Origin of the sequence: Devosia enhydra, from assembly GCF_900119845.1 — a bacterium.
Lineage (GTDB): Bacteria > Pseudomonadota > Alphaproteobacteria > Rhizobiales > Devosiaceae > FPKU01.
Window position 1 is genome coordinate 523,829 of the sequence record NZ_FPKU01000001.1, and the last position, 25,906, is coordinate 549,734.

Annotated in this window: 26 protein-coding genes; 13 read left to right on the forward strand and 13 right to left on the reverse strand. The window is 66.5% G+C overall.

Annotated elements, in window-relative coordinates; translation table 11 throughout:
- Window positions 1–9: 9 nt before the first annotated feature.
- Together BT183_RS02620 and BT183_RS02625 are read right to left on the reverse strand one after the other, a co-directional pair.
- On the reverse strand, window positions 10–330 hold the full coding sequence (locus BT183_RS02620) for a rod-binding protein (protein ID WP_072338840.1): 321 nt from the start codon (window positions 328–330) through the stop codon (window positions 10–12).
- Window positions 330–1,454, reverse strand: coding sequence for a flagellar basal body P-ring protein FlgI (locus tag BT183_RS02625; protein ID WP_177282358.1), 1,125 nt, complete (start codon window positions 1,452–1,454; stop codon window positions 330–332). Before BT183_RS02625 ends, BT183_RS02620 begins: the two co-directional genes overlap by 1 nt.
- A gap of 223 nt (window positions 1,455–1,677) precedes the next feature.
- Between BT183_RS02625 and BT183_RS02630 the strand changes: the two genes are divergently transcribed.
- Window positions 1,678–2,091: a flagellar assembly protein FliX gene (locus BT183_RS02630; protein ID WP_072341426.1), complete on the forward strand. Its 414-nt coding sequence runs from the start codon at window positions 1,678–1,680 to the stop codon at window positions 2,089–2,091.
- Window positions 2,092–2,196: 105 nt separating this feature from the next.
- Window positions 2,197–2,613: an RNA polymerase-binding protein DksA gene (dksA, locus tag BT183_RS02635; protein ID WP_072338841.1), complete on the forward strand. Its 417-nt coding sequence runs from the start codon at window positions 2,197–2,199 to the stop codon at window positions 2,611–2,613.
- Window positions 2,614–2,672: 59 nt separating this feature from the next.
- Here dksA and BT183_RS02640 read toward each other — a convergent pair whose 3' ends face one another.
- Entirely contained in the window at window positions 2,673–4,253 is a 1,581-nt protein-coding gene (locus tag BT183_RS02640) for an ABC-F family ATP-binding cassette domain-containing protein (RefSeq protein WP_072338842.1), read from the reverse strand.
- A 190-nt stretch (window positions 4,254–4,443) separates the two neighbouring features.
- Here BT183_RS02640 and BT183_RS02645 point away from each other — a divergent pair, with 190 nt between their 5' ends.
- Window positions 4,444–4,998 (forward strand): hypothetical protein, encoded by a 555-nt coding sequence (locus BT183_RS02645; protein ID WP_143145631.1) that lies wholly within the window; start codon window positions 4,444–4,446, stop codon window positions 4,996–4,998.
- A gap of 16 nt (window positions 4,999–5,014) precedes the next feature.
- Here BT183_RS02645 and BT183_RS02650 read toward each other — a convergent pair whose 3' ends face one another.
- The 7 genes from BT183_RS02650 to BT183_RS02675 all read right to left on the reverse strand — a co-directional run bounded on the left by BT183_RS02650 (window position 5,015) and on the right by BT183_RS02675 (window position 11,542).
- Entirely contained in the window at window positions 5,015–6,514 is a 1,500-nt protein-coding gene (locus tag BT183_RS02650; protein ID WP_072338844.1) for a carboxypeptidase M32, read from the reverse strand.
- Window positions 6,515–6,579: 65 nt separating this feature from the next.
- Entirely contained in the window at window positions 6,580–6,732 is a 153-nt protein-coding gene (locus BT183_RS20650; RefSeq protein WP_177282320.1) for a glycine zipper domain-containing protein, read from the reverse strand.
- 130 nt (window positions 6,733–6,862) lie between these two features.
- Entirely contained in the window at window positions 6,863–8,065 is a 1,203-nt protein-coding gene (locus BT183_RS02655) for an MFS transporter (RefSeq protein ID WP_072338845.1), read from the reverse strand.
- A 211-nt stretch (window positions 8,066–8,276) separates the two neighbouring features.
- Window positions 8,277–9,005: a flagellar basal body L-ring protein FlgH gene (gene flgH / locus BT183_RS02660; RefSeq protein ID WP_072338846.1), complete on the reverse strand. Its 729-nt coding sequence runs from the start codon at window positions 9,003–9,005 to the stop codon at window positions 8,277–8,279.
- An 11-nt stretch (window positions 9,006–9,016) separates the two neighbouring features.
- Entirely contained in the window at window positions 9,017–9,985 is a 969-nt protein-coding gene (gene flgA, locus BT183_RS02665; protein WP_072338847.1) for a flagellar basal body P-ring formation chaperone FlgA, read from the reverse strand.
- An 11-nt stretch (window positions 9,986–9,996) separates the two neighbouring features.
- Window positions 9,997–10,782, reverse strand: a complete 786-nt coding sequence (flgG, locus tag BT183_RS02670; protein WP_072338848.1) for a flagellar basal-body rod protein FlgG — start codon at window positions 10,780–10,782, stop codon at window positions 9,997–9,999.
- Between the two features lie 22 nt (window positions 10,783–10,804).
- Window positions 10,805–11,542, reverse strand: a complete 738-nt coding sequence (locus BT183_RS02675) for a flagellar hook-basal body complex protein (protein ID WP_072338849.1) — start codon at window positions 11,540–11,542, stop codon at window positions 10,805–10,807.
- Window positions 11,543–11,810: 268 nt separating this feature from the next.
- Here BT183_RS02675 and BT183_RS02680 point away from each other — a divergent pair, with 268 nt between their 5' ends.
- From BT183_RS02680 to BT183_RS02700, 5 genes are all read left to right on the forward strand, one after another.
- The gene (locus BT183_RS02680; RefSeq protein WP_072338850.1) at window positions 11,811–12,296 is read left to right on the forward strand and encodes a flagellar basal body-associated FliL family protein; all 486 of its coding nucleotides are present in this window, start codon (window positions 11,811–11,813) and stop codon (window positions 12,294–12,296) included.
- Complete coding sequence (gene fliM / locus BT183_RS02685; protein WP_072338851.1) at window positions 12,296–13,441, forward strand: flagellar motor switch protein FliM; 1,146 nt, start codon at window positions 12,296–12,298, stop codon at window positions 13,439–13,441. The genes BT183_RS02680 and fliM overlap by 1 nt, the downstream gene beginning before the upstream one ends.
- Window positions 13,441–13,869 carry a DUF6468 domain-containing protein gene (locus BT183_RS02690; protein WP_072338852.1) on the forward strand — a complete coding sequence of 143 codons (429 nt, stop codon included), beginning with the start codon at window positions 13,441–13,443 and terminating at the stop codon, window positions 13,867–13,869. The genes fliM and BT183_RS02690 overlap by 1 nt, the downstream gene beginning before the upstream one ends.
- Complete coding sequence (locus BT183_RS02695; RefSeq protein WP_072338853.1) at window positions 13,866–14,705, forward strand: MotE family protein; 840 nt, start codon at window positions 13,866–13,868, stop codon at window positions 14,703–14,705. Before BT183_RS02690 ends, BT183_RS02695 begins: the two co-directional genes overlap by 4 nt.
- Before the next feature lie 75 nt (window positions 14,706–14,780).
- Window positions 14,781–18,098, forward strand: coding sequence for a hypothetical protein (locus BT183_RS02700; protein ID WP_143145632.1), 3,318 nt, complete (start codon window positions 14,781–14,783; stop codon window positions 18,096–18,098).
- Between the two features lie 26 nt (window positions 18,099–18,124).
- Here the strand turns inward: BT183_RS02700 and BT183_RS02705 are convergent, their stop codons facing one another.
- Window positions 18,125–19,141, reverse strand: a complete 1,017-nt coding sequence (locus tag BT183_RS02705; protein ID WP_072338855.1) for an aldo/keto reductase — start codon at window positions 19,139–19,141, stop codon at window positions 18,125–18,127.
- An 88-nt stretch (window positions 19,142–19,229) separates the two neighbouring features.
- Entirely contained in the window at window positions 19,230–20,222 is a 993-nt protein-coding gene (gene araD1 / locus BT183_RS02710; RefSeq protein WP_084603378.1) for an AraD1 family protein, read from the reverse strand.
- Between the two features lie 183 nt (window positions 20,223–20,405).
- Here araD1 and ribB point away from each other — a divergent pair, with 183 nt between their 5' ends.
- From ribB to pcaF, 5 genes are all read left to right on the forward strand, one after another.
- Window positions 20,406–21,536, forward strand: coding sequence for a 3,4-dihydroxy-2-butanone-4-phosphate synthase (gene ribB, locus BT183_RS02715; RefSeq protein ID WP_072338857.1), 1,131 nt, complete (start codon window positions 20,406–20,408; stop codon window positions 21,534–21,536).
- Window positions 21,537–21,560: 24 nt separating this feature from the next.
- Window positions 21,561–22,256 (forward strand): fumarylacetoacetate hydrolase family protein, encoded by a 696-nt coding sequence (locus BT183_RS02720; RefSeq protein ID WP_072338858.1) that lies wholly within the window; start codon window positions 21,561–21,563, stop codon window positions 22,254–22,256.
- Window positions 22,257–22,523: 267 nt separating this feature from the next.
- Window positions 22,524–23,375, forward strand: a complete 852-nt coding sequence (locus tag BT183_RS02725) for a CoA transferase subunit A (RefSeq protein WP_072338859.1) — start codon at window positions 22,524–22,526, stop codon at window positions 23,373–23,375.
- Window positions 23,372–24,151, forward strand: a complete 780-nt coding sequence (locus BT183_RS02730; protein WP_072338860.1) for a CoA-transferase subunit beta — start codon at window positions 23,372–23,374, stop codon at window positions 24,149–24,151. Before BT183_RS02725 ends, BT183_RS02730 begins: the two co-directional genes overlap by 4 nt.
- Entirely contained in the window at window positions 24,152–25,351 is a 1,200-nt protein-coding gene (gene pcaF, locus BT183_RS02735) for a 3-oxoadipyl-CoA thiolase (protein ID WP_072338861.1), read from the forward strand. It abuts the gene before it with no gap.
- A gap of 12 nt (window positions 25,352–25,363) precedes the next feature.
- On the opposite strand, the gene BT183_RS02740 is transcribed toward pcaF, so the two are convergent.
- A complete protein-coding gene (locus BT183_RS02740) occupies window positions 25,364–25,801 on the reverse strand; it encodes a response regulator (protein WP_143145633.1) in 438 nt (145 codons plus the stop codon).
- Window positions 25,802–25,906 lie beyond the last annotated feature (105 nt).

The window sequence follows — 25,906 nt, forward strand, 5'->3', positions numbered from 1 at the left end:
TCACAAGGATCAGGCGGAAGGCCGCGCGGGACACGGTCCGGCGGCCTGCTGCACGAAAAGCAGATCGGCGACGATCTGGTCGGCGAGCCCGATGCCGCCGGCCCGCGCCATGGCCCCGGCCATCTCTTCGGCCTGCAAGCCGCGCCAGGTCTCCTCGGCAAAGCCGCCGCCGAAGCCCGTTTCGCCCGATTGCTGGGTGGTGGCGAACATCTCCTTGACGAGGGTCTGGAGAAAGACGCCTTCGAGCTCCTCGGCCTGCTGGCGCGCGCGGGTGATCGCGGCCGGGGAGTAGGCGGAAAGGGCGGCGGGGCCGAGCGGAGTGGTGGCCATCAGATGACCTCGATCTCGGCCTGCAGCGCCCCGGCGGCCTTGATGGCCTGCAGGATGCCGATCATGTCGCGCGGGCCGATGCCGAGTGCATTGAGGCCATCGACGAGCTGCTGGAGGGTGACGGTTTCGCCCACCATGCCCAGATTGGTTTCGCGCAGGTCGACCGAGAGGTCGGTGCGCTGCTCGGTGGCTGTGGTGCCCAGGCTCAGCGGATTGGGCTGAACGACGGTGGGGCTTTCGGCAATGGTGACGGTGAGATTGGATTGGGCGACCGCGACCGTCGAGACGCGCACATCGCGCCCCATGACGATGATGCCGCTGTTTTCGTCGATGACGATCTTTGCGGGCATGTCGATTTCGACGACGAGCTGCTCGATGTCGGTCAGGAGGTCGACGATATTGCCGTTGAAGTTGCGCGGCAGGTGCAGGCGGATGGTGCCCGGATCTTCCGGCGTGGCGGTTGGCACGCCGATGAAGTCGTTGACGGCGAGGGCGATGCGGCGCGCGGTGGTGAGGTCGGGATTGCGCAGCGCGAGGCGCAGGCTGCGCTGGGAGCCGAGCGCGAAGCCGATCTCACGCTCGATCAGCCCGCCGCCCGAGATGCGGCCCGTGGTGGGCACGCCCGAAACAATGGTGGCGGCATTGCCTTCGGCGCGGAAGCCGTTGATGGCGACCGGGCCCTGGGCAATGGCATAGACTTCGCCATCGGCGCCGAGCAGCGGAGTGACGAGTAGCGTGCCCCCTTGCAGGCTGTTGGCATCGCCCAGAGCCGATACGGCCACATCGGCGCGGCTGCCCTGGGTGGCGAAGGCGGGCAGGTTGGCGGTGACCATGACCGCCGCGACATTGGCGGTGCGCATGCTCTCGCCGCGCGTGTTGACGCCCAGCCGTTCGAGCATGGACTGCAGGCTCTGCCGGGTGAAGGGCGAGTTGTTGAGGCTGTCGCCGGTGCCGTTGAGGCCCACCACGAGGCCGTAGCCGATCAACTGGTTTTCGCGCACGCCTTCGATATCGACGATGTCCTTGATGCGCGCGGAGGCGGCGGTGGCGTCGGCCATGGCGCCGAACAGCCCGAGCAGGAGAAGCGCGGCAGCCAGCGGCCATTTCCATTTGCTGATGATCATCGGGACGTCTCCGGCAAGGTGGGCAGGCTCGAGCCCGCTGCATTGCCCATAAGCTTTGCGAAAAGCATGCCAAGTGAGAAATCGTCTCTAAGTGCCTGATATAGCTGGAGACGTGCAGGTGCAGAAACTTGGCTCGGCAGGAAATGCCGGGCCGGTTAACGTGCTGTTAACCACGAGGGGCAAGATTTGCCGGGTGTGTGGCGGCCAGCGAGTCGGAGTGCCGGTGCGGATCGAGGGGCAGAACAGGATCGGTGGGCCGGTGACGCGCGCGACGGGTCGGCCGCAGGCTGAGGGCAGCTTCACGCTCCAGCCCGAGCGGTCGGCGAGCCAGGCGGCCGGCGCCGCTCCGGCGGCGAGCTTTACGGGTATTGACGCTCTGCTGGCCCTGCAGGCGGTCGATGATGCGCTGCAATCCAAGCGCAAGGCGGTGCGGCGCGGCCGTGGCCTCATCGAGGCGCTGGAAGGGCTTCAGGCCGATCTTCTGGCAGGGCAGCCGAGCGAGGGCCGGCTCAACCGGCTGATGGCGCTGCTATCGCAGCCCCGCGAGTTCATCCCCGCCGATGTTGCGGCACTTCTTGCCGATATCGAGCTCCGCGCCCGGGTGGAGCTTGCCAAGCGCGGGCATTTTCCGGCCTGAGGCAAGCCGATCACATAGGCTTAACCATCTTTCTTCCGCGCTTGTGCGGGGGTGCATGCGCGACTATACAGGCCGCCTTGGCGGCCTATGGGAGTGTTGTCTCGCATGTCATCGGTTCAAGTTCTCGACTATCGGCCCTCTGAAGACGAGCCGTTCATGAATCCGCGGCAGCGGGACTACTTCCGTAAGAAGCTTGAGCGCTGGAAGGAAGAGATCCTGCGAGAAAGCCGCGAGACGCTGGAAAACCTGCAGGAAGAAAGCCAGAACCACCCCGACATGGCCGACCGCGCTTCATCGGAGAGCGATCGTGCCCTCGAACTTAGGACGCGCGACCGGCAGCGCAAGCTGATCTCCAAGATCGACGCCGCGATCAAGCGCATCGAAGACGGCACCTATGGCTATTGCGAGGAAACCGGCGAGCCGATCGGCATCGCGCGGCTCGACGCCCGCCCCATAGCAACCCTGTCGCTCGAGGCGCAGGAGATGCATGAGCGGCGCGAGAAGGTCTATCGCGACGAATAGCGGCTCACGACATCGCTTTGCAAAGGGGCTCCGGCACATCGCCGAGGCCCCTTGTTGTTTCAGAGCGTGATTTCTCTCGTGATGCCGATGGCGGCGAGGAAATCGCGATCGTGGCTGACCACGATCAGCGCCCCGTCATAGGCATTGAGGCCGGCTTCCACGGCGGCAATGGCTTCGAGGTCGAGATGGTTGGTGGGCTCATCGAGCAGCAGCACCTGCGGCGGCCGGCCCGCGCCGATGGTGCAGGCCAGCCCGGCGCGCAGCATCTCGCCCCCGCTCATGGTGCCGACACGCACCAGCGCCCGATCGGCTCGGAACCTGAGGCGCGCCAGGGCGGTGCGGGCGGCAGTCTCATCGTCATCGGGATTGAGGCGGCGATAATTGTCGAGGAGCGGCAGGGCGCGGTCGAGGAGGCTGACCTGCTGGTCGAGATGGGCGAACGGCACCGCTCTGCGCACCAGCCCGGCCATGGGGGCGAGGGCCCCGGTGAGGAGAGCGAGCAGCGTCGACTTTCCGCTGCCATTGACGCCGGTGATGGCAATGCGCTCGGGACCGGTCACGGTGAGGGAAAACCCCTCGATCGTCGGACGCTCCAGGTTATGCCCGCCCGTGAGCCCCGTGACGTCCAGAACGCGGGTGCCTGCTGACAGTCCCGATGGCCCGAGGCTCAGCGCGACAGGCGCGATGATCTCCAGCCGGGCGCGAGCCGCTTCGGCATCGGCCTCTGCCGTCTCTCGCAGGCGCGACGCCTGCACCGCATTGCCGGCAGCGGTGCGGCCGGCCCGATCTTTTCGCGCATCGAGCAGGATCTTGGGCATGTCGTTGCGGGCACGCGTTTTCTGCCCGCGCGCATCGGAACGTGCCTTGCGCTCGGACTGGGCCTGGATGCGGCGATCGACAGCCTCGGCGCGCCGCTCCGCCCCCTCGGCGGCACGTTCGGCCGCCTCCAGCGCGATGGCCTTGCGCTCGGCATAGTGATCGAAATTGCCGCCATAGAGCGTGGCGCCGAGGCTGGTGAGTTCGACGATCTGGTCCATCTGGCGCAGAAGCGCGCGATCATGCGAGACGACGATGGCACCCCCGCGCCAGCCGGCCAGCATGTCGCCAATGGCCCTGCGACCCTCGGCGTCGAGATTGTTGGTCGGCTCGTCGAGCAGGATGAAGTCGGGCGACTCGAACAGGGCGGCGGCCAGCGCGATGCGGGTCTGTTGGCCACCGCTCAGCTGGTCGAGCCGATGTTCGGGGGCAAGACCTGCAAGCCCGATCCGCACAAGGGCGTCTTCGAGGCGCGACGGCAGGGTCCAGTCCGCCTCTGCGGCATCGTCGAGCGATCCGATGCCGGCTTCGAGCCGTTGAAGACGGGCAAGAGCGTCACCAATGCCGAATGCCGAGGCAATGGTATCGTCGGCACGTGGCGCGACCTGCTGGCCGAGCATCGCAAGGCGCGCGGGCCTCTCGACAGCCCCCGACGCGGGCGCGGCGAGGCCTGCGATGATGCGCAGCAGCGTGGATTTGCCCACCCCGTTGCGGCCGACAAGCCCAGTGCGGCAGGCGGCAAAGGAGAGGTCAAGGCCCGAAAAAAGCGCCGTGCCGTCAGGCGTTGTGGCGGAAACCCCGCGAAGGACGATGGAAGCTGGCATACGTATGTGTCCGATGAGCGATCAAGGCGAAGCGATCTCTCAAGGTCACATCCATCATGCACCTGCCGGTCCGGTTGCGGGAGGTTGCAAGATAGGGATTGAGCCCCACATGTCAACCGGTCCAACGGGTTGCGCTCGGAGCGCGCACTCGCGATAGTCTCTGCCAACAACACGCAAGGGAGTGCAATCGGTGCGAAGCGGAACTGGACTGGCGGCGGCCCTGATCGTACTTGCGGCCCTGCCGGTTTCTGTAACGGCGCAGGATGCCGCCTCCTGCGCGCTCATTCCGTCTGATGCGCAGCGCCTCGCCTGCTATGACGCGCTCTTTGGAGGAGCGCCGGTCCCCGAACGCGAGGGCGCGGTGGTGATCGCGTCCGAGCAGCTGATCCCGGCACGGCCAAGCGGACGCGATCAGGCGCAACTAACGATTGCCTGCGAGGCCGGGCAGTTGCAGGTGCTGTTCGGATTTGCGGGACAATTGGTCAGCATCACCGGAAACAACGGCGCCATCACCTTCCAGTTCGATCAGAACCCGCCCTTCGTGCGCAACCTGCCGGCTTCGCAGAGCAATACCGAACTGGGCTATTTCAGCTCAACCGAAAGCCGGATGTTCCTCGGGCAGTTCGCCGGGGCCGACACGTTGAGGGTGCGTATCCAGCCGGTCAATTCGCGCTCGCTGGCCGTCGACTTCCGGGTGGCCGCAGCCTATCCCGAGATCCAGTCGGTGAGCGAAGCCTGCCGCTGAGCGGCAGGCCCGTTCGTCAGGCGCCGAGATAACGGGCTTTGAGATGGTCCTCGAAATAGCCCGGATTGAGCGGCTCGCCAGTTGCGGCGACCAGCAGGTCGGGCGTCGAGAGCGTCGAGGCGAGCGACCAGATCTTTTCGCGGCGCCAGTCATTGAGGGATACGAAGCGGCCCTCGCGCACATGGTCATCGAGATCGGGGATGTCGCGGGCCATGGCGGCGCGCAGCTGCGCGGCGATCAGCGCGCCCTGGGTGTAGCTCGGGAAATAGCCGAACGCACCCGAGGGCCAATGCACATCCTGCATCGGGCCGTTGGCCGGGTCATCGCGGGTTGAAAGCCCCAGCGATGCCCGCATGCCGGCGTCCCAAGCCTCCGGGATATCGGCCGGCGCAAGCGTGCCGTCGATCAGCCCCTGTTCGAGTTCGAACCTAAGGATGATGTGGAGGGGATAGGTCGCTTCGTCGGCATCGACGCGGATGAGCCCGCGCTCGATGCGATGCACGTGGCCCAGAATGTCCTCAACGGTCCAGTCCGAAACGGCCTCGGGACCCAGATGCTCGCCAAGGAGCGGCAGGCCCCAGGCCCAGAATTCGGGGCTGCGGGCAAGCTGCATTTCGACGAACAGCGACTGGCTTTCATGGAACGCCATGCCGCGCGCGCGGCCGACCGGCCAGTGCGACCATTCGGCCGGCAGGCCCTGTTCGTAAAGCGCATGGCCGGTTTCGTGCAGCGTTCCCATAAGGGCCGAAAGGAAATCGGCGGTATCGTAGCGCGTCGTCATCCGCACGTCCGAGGGCACGCCGCCGCAAAAGGGATGGTGCGAGACATCGAGCCGGCCATGGGCGAAATCGAAGCCGAGCGCTTCCATCATCGCCATGCCGAGGGCCTTCTGGCGGTCGATCGGGAAGGGGCCTGCGAGCTTGCGCTTCGGGCGGGCCGAGTCGCGGCGTGCCTGCGCCTCGAGCGCCTCGGGCACGAAATCGGTGAGGAAGGCGGAGAGCCGGGCGAAGACGGGCGCGATGTCGGCGACGCGGTTGCCGGGATCGTACTGGTCCATCATCGCGTCATAGGGGGCAAGGCCGGTCGCCTCGGCGCGCATCCGGGCTTCTTCGCGGGCCAGTGCCACCACCTGCTCGAAGGCGGGCAGGAAGCCGGCCCAGTCGCTGCGCGGGCGCATCTCGCGCCAGAGCTGCTCGGCCCGCATGCGGGCCTTGACCTGGCGGCGGACGAAATCGCCTGAAAGGCAGGTCATGTTGGTGTGAACGCGGCGGAATTCGGCCACTGCGCGCTGCTGGATGGCGCCGAGGTCCTGGCCTTCGGCTTCCGCCAGCCAGTCGGCGACTTCGGGGGCGGTAGCCATCTCGTGGACCATTCCGGCCAGCACCGACATCGACTCGGCGCGCTTCTCGCCGCCGCCGGTCGGCATCATCACGGCTTCATCGACCCCGAGCATGGCTTGAGCATGCTCCAGCGCCTCCAGCCGGCGCCCCAGTTCATCAAGTCGGTCAAAGGACATTCGATGCAGACCTCGCTCTTTGCGCGAGGTTTAGCAGATGGTCGCGCCTTGTCTATGAGCGCAGATCAGTCGCGATCGTCGGTCACGACGCTCCAGATGCCGCTGAGCCCCGCTCCCAGCGCCAGACCAAAGCCAAGGCCGATGGTGACATTGTTGATTGCAAGGCCGATCGCAGCGCCAATGGCCACGCCCAGCGCCATACCCACCCCAATGCTCATGATGGCCTCCATGGGTCTCCGACTTCGCAAGAACGTCCGCCTTCCTGCAAAAGTTTCAGGGCAATTTGCCATCATGATGGCAGTGCTATCATGCGCCGGCAGATATGCGCATCGGGACAAGTGCGAAGGCTCAGCCGCGCCAGCCATGCTCGCGCAACAAAATGAGCAACGGAATGACCCCGAAGAGCGCGACCACGAACAGGATGGCGAAGGCGGGCACGATGCCGATGCTGGCGAGCATGATCGACAGCAGCAGCGGCGCGCCCGAACTGAACATCAGGCGCACGAGCCCGATGCGGCCGACGATTTCGCCATAGCCGTCATGGCCGAACAGTGCGAGCGGCAGGGTGCCGATGACGATCGAGGTCAGCCCCTGTCCGATGCCGAAAAATACCGAGAACGCAAGGGCCGCCACGATCGGGGGCAAAGGCAGCACGAGAATGCCCATGCAGATGGCGATCGACCCGAAGGCGATGAGCGCGGTGACGAGTGGGTGGAAGCCGCGCCAGAAGATGGAATCCACCAGCCGGGCGATGACCTGCGCCGGTCCGAAAAGCATCGAAATGAGATAGGCCGTGCTCCCCAGCCCGAGGCTCTGGAAGACCGGCACGATATGTACCGCCATGGCCGATGCGGGCAGGGCTGAAAGACCGTAGCTCAGCGAGACGAGCCAAAAGGTGCGGCGACGGGCGCGGCTTTCGAGGGGAGTGGCGTGGGTCTCGCCGACCTTCGGGGTCCGTATCGCGACCGGCCCGGTCAGCCGCGCGACCAAGAGGTGCAGGGGCAGGCCGATGAGGATGTTGGCAAAAGCATAGAGAACCAGCGCCCAGCGCCAGCCGATGGCTTCGAGCAGGAAGCCCGAGAGCGGCCAGAAGAGGCTCGATGAAAATCCTGCGATGAGCGTGATGTTGGTGATGAGCCGGCGCGCCTGGGTGGGGCTCGCGGCGGCCGCGGCAACGAAGGCAGCCGAATAAAAGACCGTCGGCGATATGGTGAGGAGCGCCAGCACCGCGAGTGCGAAACTCCAGATCTCCGGGGCTGCGGCCATGCAGACGAGCAGGAGCGCCGAGAGCACGCTGCCCACGGCCATGACGCGCGCCGCGCCCAGCCGATCCATGGTGCGCCCCAGCCAGGGCCCGGCGAGCCCGCTGATCAAAAGGCCGGCCGAGAGGAGCCCGAAGACCAACGCCTCTTCGACCCCGAGATCCCGGGCCATTGTCGGCGCGAAGATCGGGTAGCCATAAAACACGGTGCCATAGCCGATGATCTGGCTGACCCCGAGAGCGATGACGATCGGCAGCAGGCGGGGCGAGACTGGGGCGGCGATCGACATGGGGCTGGCCGGTTACCGCACCGAGGGGACTGATTTCGGCTAAACCCGGCTGCCGCCTTTGGCAAGAGCCCGGCGTTCCGCAAGGAGGAAAGGGGGAGGGCGCAGCCGGGGAAAGCTGCGCCCCCTGCATGGGGCTGCTCCTTCTGGAGCCCGGCCCCGGGGGATGCCGTGTCGTCCAAGGGGATCAGGACGACGCGGCGGGGAAAGGGGTTCAGAACGGCAGGATCGCATCCATGATCTGTGCGCCGTAGCGGGGCTGCTGCACATCGGTGATCTGGCCGCGCCCGCCATAGGAGATGCGGGCTTCGGCGATCTTGGAGGAGGGAATGGTGTTGTCGGCGTGGATATCCTCGGGACGGACGATGCCGGCGACGATCAGGTCGCGGACTTCGAAGTTCACCCGCACTTCCTGCCGGCCCTCGATGACGAGATTGCCGTTGGGCAGGACCTGGGTGACGACGGCGGCCACCTGCGTCTCGACGCTTTCGGACCGGTTGACACCGCCCGCGCCATTGTCGCCGATGCCCGAGCTCGTCTCGATGGAGGGCTCGACGCCGGGCACCGCCATGCCAAAGAGCGAGCCGAGCGCCCCGCCCAGACCCGCCTCGCCCGTGGAAGTGCGCGTGCGGTTGGTGGTGTTGGAGATATTGGCCTTGTCGGCGATGGCGACGCTCACGGTCAGGATGTCGCCGATGCGGTGGGCCCGCTGATCCTTGAAGAAGCCGCGCGCCTGGTTGGAGAACAGCGAATTGGGCTGGTAGGAGGCGACCACCGCCTCGGGCATCGGCATGTAGACCGGGCGATAGCCGGGCTGCGCGGTGGGGTCGGCGATGGCCGAGAGGCGCGGGGCCTCGCCCACCGATTTCAGCCGGTCGAGCGTGCCGCAGCCGGTGAGCGAAAGCGCGAGGAGAAGGCCGGCGATGAGTATTGCGCGGTGCATGGCTGAGGCTCCTAGAGACCGGCGATCTGGGCCGGGGCAGAATGGGGGTGGATCTGAGCCGTACCCGCCGGGGTGATGGCCACGCTGCCATCGGCGCGGGCGACCCCGAAGAGGATCTTGCGGCTCGTCATGTTGAGGATCTGGACCGGCTCGCCGGCAGCGGCGGCGTTGAGCGCCTTGCCGCGCATCGAGAGCGTGAGCGGGCCCTGGTTAAGGTAGACGGTGACCTCGGCATTGCGGGTGACGACCACCGGCTCCACCACATCGGCCGGCCGGAGCAGGAGCCCGGCGCGAGCGGAGCGGCGCAGCTGCTTGCCGATGAGCTGGGAAGGATCGATCGCGCCCGCTGCATCGGCCTGGCGGAGGGGCACCGGGCGCATCTCGATATCGGTTGCCGAAAGGATGGTGCCGGCGGTGGCGGGCGCAACAAGGTGGGGGGCGGAGACGAGCAGGTCGACGCGGCCCGAGATGGCCAGCGGCTCCGCGACGCCCGCAAGGATGAGGCTGCCGCTGAACCGGCCGCTATCGGCACGGTAGGAAAAATCGCGCAGCCGCACCGGTTCGGCCGTGGCCGCCGCCATGGCATCGAGAGCGGCATCAAAGGCGATGCTGGCGGTGACGCCCGGCAGACGCTCGCCACGACGGTCAAGTTCGGCTTCGATAAGCGTCGCGACAAGGGCCTGATCGACGCGCGTGCCCGAGCGGGCGACGCGGATTTCGGCAAGCCCAGCAGTATCGAACGCCGAAACGCCTGCGGCGCGCACGGCCGCAGAGACGGTGGCCACCGGCACGAGCCCGGCCGTGCCGGGGGCCGGCGCGCGGAAGATCGGGGTCGCGGCGGCATCTCCGGCATCAGCAAACATGTCGCCCAGGGTGACGATTTCGGCGATAACCGCGATATCGGCGCGCAGCAGCGGAGCCGCAGACGCGGTGCAGCAGAAGGTGAGCGAGACGCCGGCGAGGAGGAGGGAGCGCAGCATGACTATCCCTCTCAGCGCAGGTTCGAGGTGGCCGAGAGCATCTCGTCGGCTCCCGAGATCACGCGGGCATTCATCTCATAGGCGCGCTGGGCGGCGATGAGGTCGGCGATTTCGGTGACGGCGTTGACGTTGGCCATTTCGAGATAGGCCTGCAGCACATTGCCCATGCCATCCTGGTTGGGCACGCCGAGCTGGGCAGGTCCGGACGCGGCGGTTTCAACGAACAGATTGTCGCCGATCGATTCGAGGCCCGCCTTGTTGGCAAAGCGCGCCAGCTGCAGCTGGCCCAACTGAGTGGGCGCGGTGGCGGTGCCGATATAGGCCTCGACCATGCCCGAGGGGCTGATCGAGATGGAGTTGGCGCCATCCGGAATCGTGATGCCCGGCTCGATCTGGTAGCCATTGGCATTGACCAGCTGGCCCGTCGCGTCACGCTCGAAGGTGCCATCGCGGGTGTAGCCGGTGCGGCCATCGGGCAGGGCAACCATGAAGAAGCCTTCGCCGCGAATGGCGACGTCGAGTTCCTTTTCGGTGGGGTTGACGTTGCCCTGGCTCATGACGCGCGGGGTGGCGACGGTCTTGACGCCCGAGCCGATCTCGAGCCCGACGGGCACCATGGTGCCCTGGTCGGAGGTCTGCGAGCCGGCCCGGCGATAGGCCTGGTAGAGCAGATCCTGGAACTCGGCGCGCTGCTTCTTGAAGCCGGTGGTGCGCATGTTGGCGATGTTGTTCGAGATGACTTCGACATTGCGCTCCTGGGCGCTCATGCCGCTCGATGCGATGTAAAGAGCTTTCATCGGGGGTCGTCCTCTCGTTGCGTCAGGCGCTGATGTCGCCGAGGCGCTGGATGGCGGTGCGGCGCATCTCGTCCTGGCGCTGCATCAGGCTGGCGAGCGACTGGTAGGAGCGCTGAACGCGGATCATCTCGGCCATTTCGGCGATGCCCGAAACGTTGGAGCGCTCGAGTGCGCCCTGGCGGATGCGGGTTTCGGTGGCCGGCTGCGGCTCGCCGCCCGACCACAGATTGTCGCCCTCGCGCACGAGAGCCTGCGGGTTGACGAATTCGGTGACCTGCAGCCGGGCCTTGATGCCGTTCTGCGTGGTGATGAGACCATCGGCGGAAATCGAGATGTCGGTTTCCTCGGGGCCGAAGGTCACCGGGCCGATATCGGTGACCACCGGGCGCCCGGCGATATCGGTGAGGGTGCCCTGGGCATCGATCTGTAGGGCGCCGCCGCGCATCCAGCGGGCGCCTTGCGGGGTATCCACCGACAGGAAGCCTTCGCCCATAACCGCAACATCGAGAGGGTTGCCGGTTTCCATCAGGGCGCCGGGGGTGAGGTCGGTCAGGGTCGCCCAATCCTGGGTGAACGCAAGATTCTGGTCCGAATAGGCAAAGCTCCGGTCACGGGCGACGGGCATCTCGAACGCTTCGAACAGCAACGCCTCGGCCTTGAAGCCGGTGGTGTTGACGTTGGCCATGTTGTTGGCGAGCACGTCCATCTGCCTTTGCAGGCCGATCTGCCGCGACAGCGATACCAGCTGCGCATTTTCCATTCGTCGTCCCCTTGCAGTCCCCGGACCGGCCTCTTCCCCAAGCGGCCGCTCCGCCATCAGCATTGCAGGGGGCATGCCAGTTTTGATAGGCCAATAAAATCAGTCACTTGATGGGATTTCGTGTCAGCGCGCAGCCGGGCCGATCTCTGCCGTGCGGCAAAATCTGCCGGGCAATTTGTGCCAGCCAGGGGCAATCGTAACCAATCGTTAACCATCCGCCGATTAGCTCGAACTGGGGCCGGACTCAGACGGCCACGGGGGCAGGCCGATGGCCGTTGATGCAGATATTGAAGAGGGCGCGGGCCCGGCAAAGCAGGCCAAGCCGGCTCGTCGCCGGCTGATGCTGATGGCCGGGGCCGGCATCGGCGTGCTGCTAGCCGGTGGTGCGCTTTATGCCTTCGTGCTGGCGCCCAAGCCGGTCGAGCCCACGACGGCGGCGTCCGCGCCGCAGAACTTCATTTTCAACCTGCCCACCATGACGGTCAATCTCAACACCGACGGGCAGGGCGAGCAGTTCATGAAGCTCAGCGTTGCGCTCGAAGTGGCCAACGAGCAGGTGATGCTCGATATCCAGCCCCGCCTGCCGCGCGTGATCGATGCCTTTCAAGTCTATCTTCGCGAACTGCGCCGCAGCGATCTCGAAGGCTCGGCCGGTATCTATCGGCTGCGCGAGGAATTGCGGCGCCGGGTGAACCTCGCGATCTATCCGGCGGAGGTGCAATCGATCCTCTTCCGCGAAATCCTGGTGCAGTGATGGCCGGCCCGCGCGATCAGGACAGGCTGGCGGACCAATGGGCCCCGCAGGGCCTCGCCGCCCCCAACCAGGGCGAGAAGGCCGCCGCCGAATGGGCCGCCATGATGCAGGCCGACGCTGCCGAAGAGGGCGACGGGCTCGACAAGGTTCTGAACCAGGACGAGATCGACAGCCTCCTTGGCTTCGATCCCAATGCAGCCGGCGCGGTCGAACTGACAGGGGTGCAGGCGCTGATCAACTCGGCGCTGGTCTCCTACGAACGCCTGCCGATGCTGGAGATCGTGTTCGACCGGCTGGTGCGGCTGGCGACCACGAGCCTGCGCAATTTTACCTCCGACAATGTGGAAGTCTCGCTCGAAGCCATCTCCTCGGTACGCTTCGGCGATTATCTCAATTCAATTCCCCTGCCGGCCATCCTTTCGGTCATCAAGGCCGAGGAATGGGACAATTTCGGCCTGCTGACGGTCGATTCGAGCCTTATCTACGCGATGATCGACGTTCTGCTCGGTGGGCGGCGCATCACCAACGCGATGCGGGTCGACGGGCGCCCCTACACCACCATCGAGATGGCGCTGGCCCGCCGGATGATCGAGCTCATCCTCGAGGACACGCGACGCGCCTTCGAGCCCATCACGCAGGTCAATTTCCGGCTCGAGCGGCTGGAGACCAATCCGCGCTTCGCCGCGATTTCGCGCCCGGCCAATGCGGCGATCCTCATCGAACTCCGCATCGAGATGGACGATCGCGGCGGCAAGATCGAGATCCTGCTGCCCTATGCCACCATCGAGCCGATCCGCGAACAGCTGCTGCAGATGTTCATGGGCGAGAAATTCGGCCGCGACCGCATCTGGGAAGGGCACCTGGCCACCGAGATCTACGCCGCCGATGTCGAAATCGATGCCGTGATGCATGAAGTCGAACTGCCCCTGAGCCGCGTGCTGGCGCTCGAGGAGGGCGACACGGTGATGTTCGAGATGAGCCCGACCGATCCGGTCACGCTGCGCTGCGGCGATGTCGATCTCACGCGCGGTATCATGGGCCATATCGGCCGGCATATTTCGGTCAGGGTCGATCGGCCGCTCAACCCGCCAAAGGTGACGATGGCGGCGTTCGAGGACCTCGACCTGCCTCAGGAGAAGAAGTGATGGGCGGCATGCCTCTGGGAATCGTCGTCGAAGCTGCCGTGGCAATCCTGCTCGCGCTGACCATCGGCTATTGCGTGGTGCTCAACACCCGCCTCAAGCGCCTGCATGCCGACAAGGAAATGCTGCGCCAGATGATCGGGGACCTGGTGCAGGCGACGACGCTGGCCAACACCGCCATCAGCGAACTGAAAGCCACTGCGCGAGACGCCGAGGCCTCGCTCGCGACCCGGCTCGACATGGCGGGCAAGGTCGGGCTCGAGCTCTCGACCCACATCAACTCGGGCCAGCACCTCGTTGAAAAGATTGCGCTCATCACCAATGCCGCGCGTCCGGTGAAGCTGGCCGAGCCGACCCCGGAGCCGAGCCGGGTGCAATCGGCGCTGCAACAGCTGTCGCAGCGCCCGCGTATCGGCGGAACCGCAGCGTGACGCCGCGCCTCATCCCCATCGTGATCTTTGCCGCTGGCGCCCTGCTTGGCCTCAAGAGCATCGGGCTCGTGAGCCAGGGCGGCTATGTGCTTTCGGGCGTTGGCCAGGTGCAGGCGTCGGGCGGCGGCAGTGCTGCGCCCCCGGCCGGCACCGACGCCGCCATGCCTTCGATCGACACGCCGGCCCTTGCCAGCACCCCGACGCTGACCGATACCGCGCCGACGGTTTCCGACGGCGCACCGACGCTGTCGCTCGGCGGGGAGGGCGGGGACGGCCATGGTTCGTCGAACGCGACAGAGGAGCATCTGCCCGATATCGCGGCGCCGATGACGATGGACGGCGCGGGGCGCGAAATTCCGCTCGCACCCGAAAGCGGGCGGCTCGGTGCGGAAGAAGCGCTGGCTGCCCGGCTGGCGGAACGCCGGGCCGAGCTCGATGCCCTGGCCCGTGAACTCGAGGCAAGGCTCGCGCTGGTCGAGGCGGCTGAAAAGCGCATCGACGATCGGGCCGCGGCCCTCGCCGGCGTCGAAGCCCGCATCGCGGCGCTGGTCGATGAACGCAAGGCGATGGAAGACGCGCAGTTCGCTGCGGTGGTCTCGATGTACGAAACCATGAAGCCCCGCGACGCGGCGGGCATCCTCAATGCGCTGCAGATCGATGTGGTGGTGCGGATCGCGCGGGCGATGAACGCACGCAAGATGGCGCCCATTCTGGCGGCGATGGATCCGGGCAAGGCCCAGGAACTCACCGGCCGTCTGGCCGCGCCCGAGGTGATCACCACGCAGACGCCCGTTCCGGGCAGCATCGCGGCCTTGCCCCAGATCGTCGGGCAATGATCGGGTCTGGCGCGTTAAAGCTCGTGTAAGCCCGCCGCGCTAGGATGCGCGCCTCAGCGGAATGGGGCGACAGGCTTGGCAAGCGCAGCAAGGGATGCGGCATGGCGGACGGGATGCGCACGCCTTCTGGCGGCGTTGTTCTGCCTGCTCTGGCCCGTGCAGGCTTTTGCGCAGGACCAGGCGCGGCTCGACGCGTCCGAGCAGGCCGGCTTTTCCCGCCTGATCCTGAGCTTTCCCAATCGCCAGAACCTGCCCGCCTATCGCGTGCAGCTCGAAAACGGCGTGCTCGCGGTGACGTTCGACACCCCGATCACGCTGCCCGTTCCCGAACTCGCCGCCGTTCTGCCCGATACGATCGCGGCTTCGCGTCTCGATCCTGACGGGCGAGGGCTGAGATTCGGGCTCCGCGGCCCGGTGACGGTCAGCCGCATCGAGGCGGCCGAGAAGCTTTTCATCGACCTTCTGCCCCCCGGCTGGCAGGGCATGGCGCCCGGGCTGCCGGCCAATGTGGTGGCTGACCTCGCCCGGCGCGTGCAGAGCGCGTCGCTGCGCGACGATCTGCGGCGCAAGGCCGAACTCGTGCGCACCCTCAACCCGCAGGCACAGCTGCGGGTGGGGCGTAACCCGACATTCGTGCGCGTCGAGTTCAACTGGAACGTCGATACTGTGGCAGACTTCGCCCTGTCCGAGGGCAAGGCACGGCTCGATTTCGACTGGCCGGTGCCCATTGACCTCTTTGCCTTGCAGGCCGACCTGCCGGTCTCGATCAACGATGTCGACAATCAGGTCGATGTCGAAAAGTCGGTGGTCGAAATGACGCTCGGGGAGGGTGTCGCCCCCCGCTATTACCAGACCTCGCCGCGCCAGTTCGTACTCGATTTCGATCTTGATCCCGCCGAGGGCGTCGCAGCAGCGATCGCGGCCGAGGAGGCAGCACGGGCGCTCGGGCTTGCCGAGAGCCCTTCGCCGGATGTGGTGGTGCAGGGCGAAGTTTCCCTGGCGATACCCGATCAGCCCGTGGTGCCCAAGGTTAGTGCCGTCGGCAACACCATCCGCATCGCGTTCCCCTTCGAGCGCGACACGGCGTCGGCGGTGTTCCGGCGCGGCGAGGCGCTGTGGATGATCTTCGAGACCGATGCGACGATCGCCGCGCCCGAGGATCGGGCCATGCTCGACGCCATCGCCTCGGGGTTTGCCGTCATTCCCTCCGCAGAAACCGTGATGGTGAGGATCGACCTCAAGGAAGAACGGCTCGCGACGCTGGGGTCGGAGGGGCGCTCCTGGGTGCTGTCGCTCGGCGATGCACTGCTGGCCCCCAGCGCGCCGCTGGTGCTGGAGCGCCGGCGGACCGTCGATGGCGAATTCGAGATGGCGGCCATGCTGGCAGAGGCCGCGCGCCTGCATGATTTCGTCGATCCTGATCTTGGCGAACATCTCCAGGTGGTCACGGCCTATCCGCCGGCGCGTGGTGTGGTGCGGGGTCTCGACTATGTCGATTTTTCGCTGCTGCGCAGCATTCACGGCCTTGTGCTGCGGCCGCGCGGCGATGGGCTGGCCGTGGCGCTCGAGGATGGCAATGCGGTGATCCGCGCGCCTGGGGGCTTGCGGCTTTCGCCCGACGAGGGATCCCGCGTTCTCGACCGCAATGAGCCGGCGTCGCGCCGCGTCGGCTTCCTCGATCTGGCGTCCGAGCGGCAGGATGATCCGGCGGTGATGATGCAGCGCCAGGAAACCCTCATGGCTGCCGCAGCCAACGCCGAGGGCCCGCAGCGAGACGAGGCGCGCCGCCAGCTGGCCCAGTTCTACATCGCCAACCGCATGGGACCCGAGGCGCTTGGGGTGCTCGCGGTGCTCGAAGGCAATGGCGCATCCGCTGCCCAGCGCAGCCGTGTCGCGCTGCAACGAGCCGTAGCCGATATCCTCGCTCATCGCCCGGCCGATGCGCTGGCCGCGCTCGGAGCTCCTGGCCTTGCCGATCAGGTGGACATGCTCTTCTGGCGCAGCATGGCGCGGCAGATGGCCGGCGATGCCGCGGGGGCAAGAGCCGATGCCATCGGGGCCGAAAGTGCGCTGAGCGACTATCCGGGCTGGGTCGGCGTGCGCTTCCTGCTCTCGGCAAGCCTTGCGGCGCTCGACAGCAATGATCTGGCTTCGGCCCAACGCTTCGCGGGCGCCATCGATCTCTCCCTGCTCGACCGCACGCAGACCACAACCTACCAACTTATCAACGGCCGGATCGCCGAGGCGCAGGGCCGCAGCGACGAGGCGCTCGACATCTACGGCGCGGTGATGGCGGCGGAAATTCCGCCGACCCGGGCCGAGGCCGTCTACCGCACCCTCGACCTGCTCAACCGCCTGGGGCGGCTCGATGTGCCCAAGGCGCGCGAGACGCTGGCCGCCGAGAGCCTGATGTGGCGCGGTGATGGTCTCGAAACGGCGATGCAGGCGCTGCTCGTCGACCTCAATTTCCGGTCGGGCAAGTACCGCGAGGGCTTCGAGACGGTGCGCGACGCGGCCCGTCATGCAGCCTCCGATCGTACGGTGAACGCACTGCTCGACCGGGCGCAGGCCGAATTCCGCGCGCTCTTCCTCGATGGCGCTGCGGCCGGCCTGCCGGATGTGGAGGCTCTGGCGCTCTACTATGATTTCCGTGAACTCACCCCGCCGGGCAGCAGCGGAGACGAGATGATCCGCAAGCTGGCCCAGAGGCTCGTGAAGGTCGATCTCCTGGCGCAGGCGGGCGACCTCCTGGAGTACCAGGTGGAAAATCGCCTCCAGGGAGCCGCCAAGGCGCAGGTGGCTGCCGATCTCGCGGTTGTGCGGCTCGCCGACCGCAAGCCCGAGGCGGCGCTGCGGGCGCTCAACCAGTCGCGCCTTGCCGAATTGCCGCCCGACCTCGAACGGCAGCGCCGCATTCTCGAGGCGCGGGCGCTGATCGATGCCGGACGCGCTGAACTGGCGGTCGACCTGTTGCAGCGCATGGATGGCCGCGACGTGACCCTGCTCCGCGTCGATGGCCTGTGGCGGGCCGGGCAGATGGTGCGCGCGGCCGAACTGCTCGAGGCGCTTTATGCCGATGCGCCGCTGCCCTTGAGCCAGCCGGCCCGGATGAACCTCGTGCGCGCCGGCGTCGGCTATGCGCTGGGCGGCGACCAGCTCGGGCTGTCGCGGCTGCGCGCCAAATATGCCGATGCGCTGGCGCAATCGGCGGAGTGGAGCCTCTTTGATTTCGTCACCGGCACGGTGACCACATCGAGCATCGAGTTCAAGCAGGTGGCGCGCGACATAGCGGCGATGGACCAGCTCAGCGCCTTTCTCGGCGCCTATCGCGAACGCTATGTGGAGAGTGGCGCGGTGACGCCCGATCGGCCGAGCGCGTCCGGATCGGCCTGAGGCCGATCCGGGTCGTCAGGGGGTGCTCAGGCGACCCCGCCATTGGGCAGTGGCGTTCCCTTGGCGACGATGCCCTCGCGGGCCAGCGCAGTCCAGAGTTCGTCGGGAATGGGCGCATTCCACCAGTCGAGAATACCATCGAGCTCGGCCGGGGTCCGCGGGCCGGGCAGCACGTTACAGACGGCCGGATGGGTTAGCGGGAATTGCAGCGCGGCGGCCGGCAGCGGCACATTGAAGCGCTCGCAGACCGCCTCGATACGGCGCACGCGCGCCATGATCTCCTCGGGCGCCTTGGCATAGTTCCAGGTGGACCCGCCCACGAGGATGCCTGAATTGAACGGCCCGCCCACCACTACCGATGCGCCGCGTTCGAGGCAGGTCGTCATGAAGGGCGATAGCGCCGTCTGCTCGAGCAGGGTGTAGCGGCCGGCGAGAAGGAAGACGTCCCAGTCCCCGAGCGCGAAGGCGTCCATCAGCACTTCCCACTCATTGACCCCGAGGCCGATGGCCTTGACCTTGCCCGAGGCCTTGAGCTCGGTGAGTGCGCGATAGCCGCCATCGACCAGCTGCTGCCAGTAGCCGCGATTGACCACGGCGCCATGGGTCATGACGCCGATATCGTGGACATAGAGGATGTCGACCGATGCGAGCCCGAGCCGCTGCAGGGAATCCTCGAAGGAGCGCATCACCCCGTCATAGCTGTAGTCATAGACCTGCTCGAAGGGCAGGGGATCGGCCCAGTTGTGGGGATATTCGCGCACCGCTTCGCTGGCGACGGGCTTGAGCCGGCGCCCGACCTTGGTGGAGAGCACCGTGCCCTCGCGCTTGAAGCGCAGGGCATCGCCCATGAGGTGCTCGGAGCGGCCATAGCCATATTGTGGCGCCGTGTCGAAATAGGTGATGCCCCTGTCGAGGGCATGCTGCACGGTGGCGCGGGCGTCCTCGTCGGGCACCTTGCGGAAGATGCCGGCGAGGCTCGCGCCACCCAGCCCCAGGGTCGTGACTTCTAGATCGGTGCGGCCGATACGGCGCTTCTGGAACATGGCTCAACTCCCGTGCTGACGCGCCGGAGAACTGACATGTTAGTTGCGATTGGGCAAGAGGCGCCGCGGTCCTGAGCCTCCCTGAGGGCTAAAGGCTGCGCACCCTGACCGGCTTTTCGCCCTCGATGGCCACCGGGTTGCGCAGCGGAAGGCCGAACTGGGCCTCCTCGATCTCGAAGACATCGCCGGGCTCGGTTCGGATGCCATCGGCAAAGCTCAGGGTCGCGGTGCCGAACATGTGGACATGCACATCGCCGGGCTGACGGAAGAGCTCGTACTTGAAATGGTGGTGCTCTAGGTTCTCGATGGTGTGGCTCATATTGTCCTCGCCCGAGAGAAACGGCTTTTCCCAGATCACCTTGCCGTCGCGCCGGATGCGGGAAACGCCTGACACATTGGCCGGCAAAGCACCTAGACGCAGTTGCGGGCCGTAGCTTGCGTGCCGCAGTTTGGAATGGGCGAGGTAGAGATAGTTGACCCGCTCGGTGACGTGGTCGGAAAACTCGTTGGCGAGCGCAAAGCCCAGGCGCCAGGGCGTGCCATCCTTGCCGATGATGTAGATGCCGGCCATTTCGGGCTCCTCGCCGGCATCACGGGCAAAGGCCGGCGAGGGGATGGGCTGCTCGGGCGCGACGACCGAAAAGCCGGTGCCCTTGTAGAACCATTCGGGCTGAACGCCGACGGTGCCGGGGGCAGGCTTGCCGCCTTCGAGCCCCATGCGGAACATCTTCATGGAATCGGTGAGCGTTTCCTCGGCGGCCTCGCTGGTCTTCTTGTGCATGGCATCGCGCGTCGAAGCCGAGCCCAGATGGGTGAGGCCCGTGCCGGTGAGGAAGAGATGGGCCGGATCGGGGTGATCGACCGGGGCCAGCATGCGGCCATCGGCGAGAATGGTGGCAGGGTCGATGGCGGCGCCGCGGCCTTTTGCGGCCACCGCGGCGGCAAGGCTGGTGCCGGCAGCGATGGCTTCGAGTGCCAGCCCATAGACCGTCTCGACGCCAGGGACTTCGACCGCGCCCTGAGCGTCGATGAGCCCGACGGCGCGGCGACCGTCGGCGGTGTGGTACTGGATCAGGCTGATCTGGCTCATGGCAGCGGCTCCCGTTCAAGGCTTGCGGCATATGAGGCGAGCCGCGAGCCAAAGGCAAGACGGGCACTTCCGCATTGGATCACTGCAACCGGCTGCAACGAAGGGCGGAGCCCTGGGCGATTGCGCCGGGCGGGGCCGGGCTCTATATCGCTTGCGCCACCGGAGCGGGATGCCATGGAACTCGATACGATCGAATCGGCGCTGGACGCCATCAGGGCTGGGGAACTGGTGGTGGTGGTCGACGATACCGACCGCGAGAACGAAGGCGACCTGATCATGGCGGCGAGCCTCGCCACGCCCGAAAAGATCGCCTTCATGATCCGGCACACCAGCGGCATCATCTGCGTACCGATGCCGAACGAACGGGCCCAGGCGCTTAATCTCGAGCCGATGGTGGCCAATAATCTCGACCCCTTCCGCACGGCCTTCACGGTGACGGTGGACTATCGCGTCGGCATGACCACCGGAATTTCGGCCACCGAGCGTACCGCCACGATCCGGGCGCTGGCGGGCGGCAACGCGCTGCCGGGCGATTTCATCCGCCCAGGTCATATCTTTCCGCTCGTCGCCCGCGAAGGCGGGGTGCTGGCGCGCTCGGGCCACACCGAGGCCGGCGTCGACCTCGCTCGCATGGCGGGGCTCGATCCTGCCGGGGTGCTGGCCGAAGTCGTCAACGACGATGGCACGGTCAAGCGCCTGCCCGAGCTCATCGCCTTCGCCAAGGAGCATGATCTGCGCATCATCTCCATCGAGGACCTCATCGCCTACCGGCTGCGGACCGAGACCTTCCTCAAGCGCGTCGCCGTGGTGCCGACCCTCGTGGCCGGCATGAATGCCGAAGCCTATGCCTATGAGACGCCCTTCGATGCCCTGCAGCAGGTGGCGCTGGTGATCGGCGACGTGCAGGATGGCGAGAAGGTGCCGGTGCGCATCCATCGCGAGCAGCCGCTGGCCGACCTCATCTCGCGCGTCAATGGCGATGCCGGATCGATCGGCCGCGCCATCCAGGAAATCAAGGCGCGCGGCCGCAACGGCATCATCATCATGGTGCGCAAGGCTCCGGTGCTCGATGCCAATGCCGATGGCATGAAGGTGCCGACGCGTTTTGGCGGCGATGGCGCGGGCGGAGAGGCCCATGGCAGCGCGCTCAAGCGCATGCAGGGCTGGCGCGAGGTGGGCGTCGGCGCGCAGATCCTGCGCGATCTGGGTGTTCGCTCCATCGCTCTGCTCGCCACCACCGAGCGGCAATATGTCGGGCTTGGCGGGTTCGGCGTTGAAATCGACGAGACTATCCTGCTCAAGTGAGCGGGCATTGCGGGAGGATATGAGATGACCGAAACTGCGCTTGCCGTGCCCGCGCCGCAACCCGTGCTTGTGCCGGTGGCCGGCAGCGATGCGCGCTTTCCCGTGCGCCGCATCTACTGCATCGGGCGCAATTACGCCGATCATGCGCGCGAAATGGGCCATGACCCGGATCGCGAGCCGCCCTTCTACTTCATGAAGAGCGCCGACATGGTGGTGCTCGAGCCCGAGGCCTTCCGCTATCCCGTGCAGTCCAAGGACGTGCATTTCGAGGTCGAACTGGTCGTCGCGATCGGCGCCGAGGGCACTGACGTGCCAGTGGAGCGGGCGCTCGACCTCGTTTTCGGCTATGCCGTCGGCCTCGACATGACGCGCCGCGACCGGCAGGGCGAGGCCAAGAAGCTTGGGCGTCCCTGGGAAGTGGGCAAGGCCTTCGAGGGCTCGGCGCCGCTCGGGACCATCGTTCCGGTGGCGAAGGCGGGGCATCCCGCAAAAGGCGCCATCACGCTCGAGGTCGATGGGGCGCAGCGTCAGTCGGGCGATCTTTCCGAGATGATCTGGAGCGTGCCCGAACTGATCGCGGAGTTGTCGCGGCACTACCGGCTGATGCCGGGCGACCTGATCTTCACCGGCACTCCGGCCGGCGTCGGCGCCGTCGAGCGCGGCCAGACGATGACGGGCATCGTCGAGGGCGTTGGCCGCATCAGTTTCAAGGTGGCGTAAGCACCCTCCGCTGCATCCGTTCCGGCACTCCCGGATCGACGTTCAGCCTCGAACTGCGCGGGCGGGCAGCAGCCGCCTGCGCAGGGCTGCTGTCACGATCGGGCAGCACGCGTGATCGTCGGCACGCGCAGGGAGCAATGATGCGTCAATCGCCGCCAAACCGGCGATGTATGCCCTGCGCTTATACTTGATACCAAAACTATCATTTTACCTGCTCAACCCAATCGGCAACATGCGCGAAACGGTTATGGAGCTGGATCCAACATCATGGGCAAGATCGTGCCGCTGCAGCAGGCGGTGGCTGAAAATCTCAAGCCAGGCGATACCGTCGCCTTCGAAGGTTTCACCCACCTCATTCCGCATGCGGCGGCCCATGAGGCGATCCGGCAGGGAATTGGCGACCTGACGCTGATCCGCATGACGCCCGACATCGTCTATGACCAGATGATCGGCATGGGGCTGGCCCGCAAGGTGGTGTTCTCCTATGCCGGCAATCCGGGCGTCGGGCTGTTGCGGCGCATGCGCGATGCCATCGAGAACGGGCACCCGCGCAGCATCGAGACGGTAGAGCATTCCCATTCCGCCATGGCGCAGGCCTATGAGGCCGGGGCCGCCGGGCTGCCCTGCGCCATCTTCCGCGGCTACAAGGGCGCGGGCCTCAAGGCCGTGAACCCCGATATCAGAAGCGTCATCTGCCCTTTTACGGGGGAAGAGCTGGCGGCCGTGCCCGCGCACCGGCCGGATGTGACCTTCATCCACGCGCAGAAGGCCAATCGCCGCGGTGATGTGCTGATCGAAGGCATCATCGGGGTGCAGAAGGAAGCCGCACTTGCCGCGAGCCGCGTTGTGGTGACGGTCGAGGAGATCGTCGAGGATTTCGCGGGGCTTCACCCCAATCTCTGCATCCTGCCGCACTGGACGATCACGGCCATCGCCGAAGTGCCGGGCGGGGCGCATCCTTCTTACGCCCATGGCTATTACGACCGCGACAATGCCGCCTATCTCGACTGGGACAAGGTGTCGTCGGATCGCGAGGCGTTTGCCGCCTGGATGCAGGACAATGTGCTGGCAGTGGGACCGGAGGCGTTTGCCGACCGGGTGAAGGGTTTGCGGAAATGAGCGATTTCACCCCGACCGAGATGATGACCATCGCCGCGGCCCGCCAGCTCACGAGCAAGGACGTGTGCTTTGTCGGCATCGGCGCCCCCTCGGCCGCTTGCAATGTGGCGCGCCTGACCCATGCGCCCGACATCACGCTGATCTATGAAAGCGGCACCATCGGTACGGCGCCCGACGTCTTGCCGCTCTCCATCGGCGATGGCGAACTGTGCGAGACGGCCGTCAGCACCGTCTCGGTGCCCGAAATGTTCCGCTACTGGCTGATGGGCGGGCGCATTTCCATCGGCTTTCTGGGGGCCGCACAGCTCGACCGCTTCGGCAATATCAACACCACCGTCATCGGGGATTATCACCACCCCAAGGTGCGGCTGCCTGGCGGTGGCGGCGCGCCCGAGATCGCCTCGTCCTGCGGGGAGGTGTACATCACCCTCAAGCAGGCCAAGCGCGCCATGGTGGAAAAGATCGATTTCTTCACCTCCTTCGGCCATGGCGAGGGCGGCGATCATCGGCAGCGGCTGGGCATCAAAACCAAGGGCCCGACGCTGCTGATCACCGATCTCGCGATCTGGCGGCCCGACCCCGAGACCAAGGAATTCGTGGTGCGCTCCCTGCATCAGGGCGTGACCCGCGAGATGGTGCAGGAAACCTGCGGCTGGACCGTGCGGTTTGCCGACGATCTCGAGGAAACCCCGCCGCCCACGCACGAGGAACTTGAAACGCTGCGGGCGCTCAACGAGCGGACCCGGCTGGCCCATTCTGGCGGAAAGGCTGCGTAAATGACCGAGGCCTTCATTTGCGACTATGTCCGCACGCCGATCGGCCGGTTCGGCGGGGCGCTCTCATCGGTCCGCGCCGACGATCTCGGGGCCGTACCGCTCAAGGCGCTGATGGCGCGGCATGGCGGGCTCGACTGGGCGGCGGTCGATGACGTCATCTATGGCTGCGCCAACCAGGCCGGCGAGGACAATCGCAATGTCGCGCGCATGAGCCTGCTGCTCGCCGGGCTGCCGGTCAGCGTCACGGGCACGACCATGAACCGGCTCTGCGGGTCGGGGCTCGATGCGGTGGCGACCGCCGCGCGCGCCATCAAGGCCGGCGAAGCCGAATTGATGATCGCGGGCGGGGTGGAATCGATGAGCCGCGCGCCCTTCGTGATGCCGAAGGCCGACGCCGCGTTTTCGCGTAATGCCGAGATCTACGACACGACGATCGGCTGGCGCTTCGTCAATCCCGCGATGAAGGCGGCCCATGGCGTCGATTCGATGCCCGAGACCGGCGAGAATGTCGCGCGCGATTTTGGCGTTTCGCGCGAGGCGCAGGACGCCTTCGCGGTGCGTAGCCAGCAAAAGGTGGCCGCTGCGCAGGCCAATGGCCGGCTGGCGCGCGAGATCGTGCCGGTCACCATCCCGCAGCGCAAGGGTGACCCCGTGGTGGTGGACAAGGACGAGCATCCGCGTGCCACCAGCATGGAAGCGCTCGGCAAGCTTCGGCCGCTCTTTGCCGAAGGCAGCGTCACGGCGGGCAACGCCTCGGGCGTCAATGACGGCGCCGCAGCGCTGATCATCGCCTCCGAAGCGGCAGCCAGGCGCTTCGGGCTGACCCCCATCGCACGGATCGTGGGAGGCGCCACCGCAGGCGTCGCGCCTCGAATCATGGGCATGGGGCCGGCCCCGGCGACCGAGAAACTCTGCGCAAGGCTCGGCATGTCGCCCGGCGATTTCGACCTCGTCGAACTCAACGAGGCTTTTGCCAGCCAGGGCATCGCGGTGCTCCGGCAACTGGGCATCGCCGAGGATGCCGAGCATGTGAACCCCAATGGCGGCGCGATCGCGCTGGGGCATCCGCTCGGCATGTCGGGTGCCCGCCTTGCCGGCACGGCGGCGCTCGAGCTCAGCCTTTCGGGCAAAAAGCGCGCGCTCGCCACCATGTGCATCGGGGTCGGGCAGGGCATCGCGCTCGGCATCGAGCGCGTCTGACGCGCAGCGCGCCTAGAGCGTTTCGAGGCGACGTGGCTGCAGCACGGCGGTCCGGTCATTGGCGGCGCAGGCGGTCTCGGTCAGGCGCTGCGCAAGGAGGCGTGACAGGACCGCCCAGTCATGCGGTTTGACGAGGATCGGCAGGCTCGCGAAGACCGATCCGGGATGGGCCTCTGCTGTGCAAACGATCACGCCGATGTCCTGCGCGCACGCCGCCTCCACCGCCTTGGCGGTCGATCGGCCATTGAGGTGGGTTTCCGCAATCAAGAGGTCCCATCGGCCCGTGGCCAGCGCGTCCTCGAGCTGAGCGAGCGTCTGCACCGTCCTGATCTCTGCATCGACGACATCGGCCACGCCCTGTTCGAGATCGATGGCGATAAGTGGCAGGTCCTCGGCGATGAGGACGCGTGGCTTCGAATTGGTCCGAAAACCATGTGACGTCATATGCACGAGCGCCTCCAACCTTATGGTGGAATTGCGCTTTCACGCCCGAAAAACAGCTTGTCGTCACTACCCGCGGGGCAGCAGCTTAGCTCGGCCTTTTTGCAGAGTGGC

Excerpts from the sequence above, each read along its gene's own strand:
- BT183_RS02620 (WP_072338840.1), bottom strand. The coding sequence starts at position 330 with ATGGCCACCACTCCGCTCGGCCCCGCCGCCCTTTCCGCCTACTCCCCG.
- BT183_RS02625 (WP_177282358.1), bottom strand. The coding sequence starts at position 1,454 with ATGATCATCAGCAAATGGAAATGGCCGCTGGCTGCCGCGCTTCTCCTG.
- dksA (WP_072338841.1), top strand. The coding sequence starts at position 2,197 with ATGTCATCGGTTCAAGTTCTCGACTATCGGCCCTCTGAAGACGAGCCG.
- BT183_RS02640 (WP_072338842.1), bottom strand. The coding sequence starts at position 4,253 with ATGCCAGCTTCCATCGTCCTTCGCGGGGTTTCCGCCACAACGCCTGAC.
- BT183_RS02650 (WP_072338844.1), bottom strand. The coding sequence starts at position 6,514 with ATGTCCTTTGACCGACTTGATGAACTGGGGCGCCGGCTGGAGGCGCTG.
- BT183_RS20650 (WP_177282320.1), bottom strand. The coding sequence starts at position 6,732 with ATGAGCATTGGGGTGGGTATGGCGCTGGGCGTGGCCATTGGCGCTGCG.
- BT183_RS02655 (WP_072338845.1), bottom strand. The coding sequence starts at position 8,065 with ATGTCGATCGCCGCCCCAGTCTCGCCCCGCCTGCTGCCGATCGTCATC.
- flgH (WP_072338846.1), bottom strand. The coding sequence starts at position 9,005 with ATGCACCGCGCAATACTCATCGCCGGCCTTCTCCTCGCGCTTTCGCTC.
- flgA (WP_072338847.1), bottom strand. The coding sequence starts at position 9,985 with ATGCTGCGCTCCCTCCTCCTCGCCGGCGTCTCGCTCACCTTCTGCTGC.
- flgG (WP_072338848.1), bottom strand. The coding sequence starts at position 10,782 with ATGAAAGCTCTTTACATCGCATCGAGCGGCATGAGCGCCCAGGAGCGC.
- BT183_RS02675 (WP_072338849.1), bottom strand. The coding sequence starts at position 11,542 with ATGGAAAATGCGCAGCTGGTATCGCTGTCGCGGCAGATCGGCCTGCAA.
- BT183_RS02680 (WP_072338850.1), top strand. The coding sequence starts at position 11,811 with ATGGCCGTTGATGCAGATATTGAAGAGGGCGCGGGCCCGGCAAAGCAG.
- fliM (WP_072338851.1), top strand. The coding sequence starts at position 12,296 with ATGGCCGGCCCGCGCGATCAGGACAGGCTGGCGGACCAATGGGCCCCG.
- BT183_RS02690 (WP_072338852.1), top strand. The coding sequence starts at position 13,441 with ATGGGCGGCATGCCTCTGGGAATCGTCGTCGAAGCTGCCGTGGCAATC.
- BT183_RS02705 (WP_072338855.1), bottom strand. The coding sequence starts at position 19,141 with ATGTTCCAGAAGCGCCGTATCGGCCGCACCGATCTAGAAGTCACGACC.
- ribB (WP_072338857.1), top strand. The coding sequence starts at position 20,406 with ATGGAACTCGATACGATCGAATCGGCGCTGGACGCCATCAGGGCTGGG.
- BT183_RS02720 (WP_072338858.1), top strand. The coding sequence starts at position 21,561 with ATGACCGAAACTGCGCTTGCCGTGCCCGCGCCGCAACCCGTGCTTGTG.
- BT183_RS02725 (WP_072338859.1), top strand. The coding sequence starts at position 22,524 with ATGGGCAAGATCGTGCCGCTGCAGCAGGCGGTGGCTGAAAATCTCAAG.
- BT183_RS02730 (WP_072338860.1), top strand. The coding sequence starts at position 23,372 with ATGAGCGATTTCACCCCGACCGAGATGATGACCATCGCCGCGGCCCGC.
- pcaF (WP_072338861.1), top strand. The coding sequence starts at position 24,152 with ATGACCGAGGCCTTCATTTGCGACTATGTCCGCACGCCGATCGGCCGG.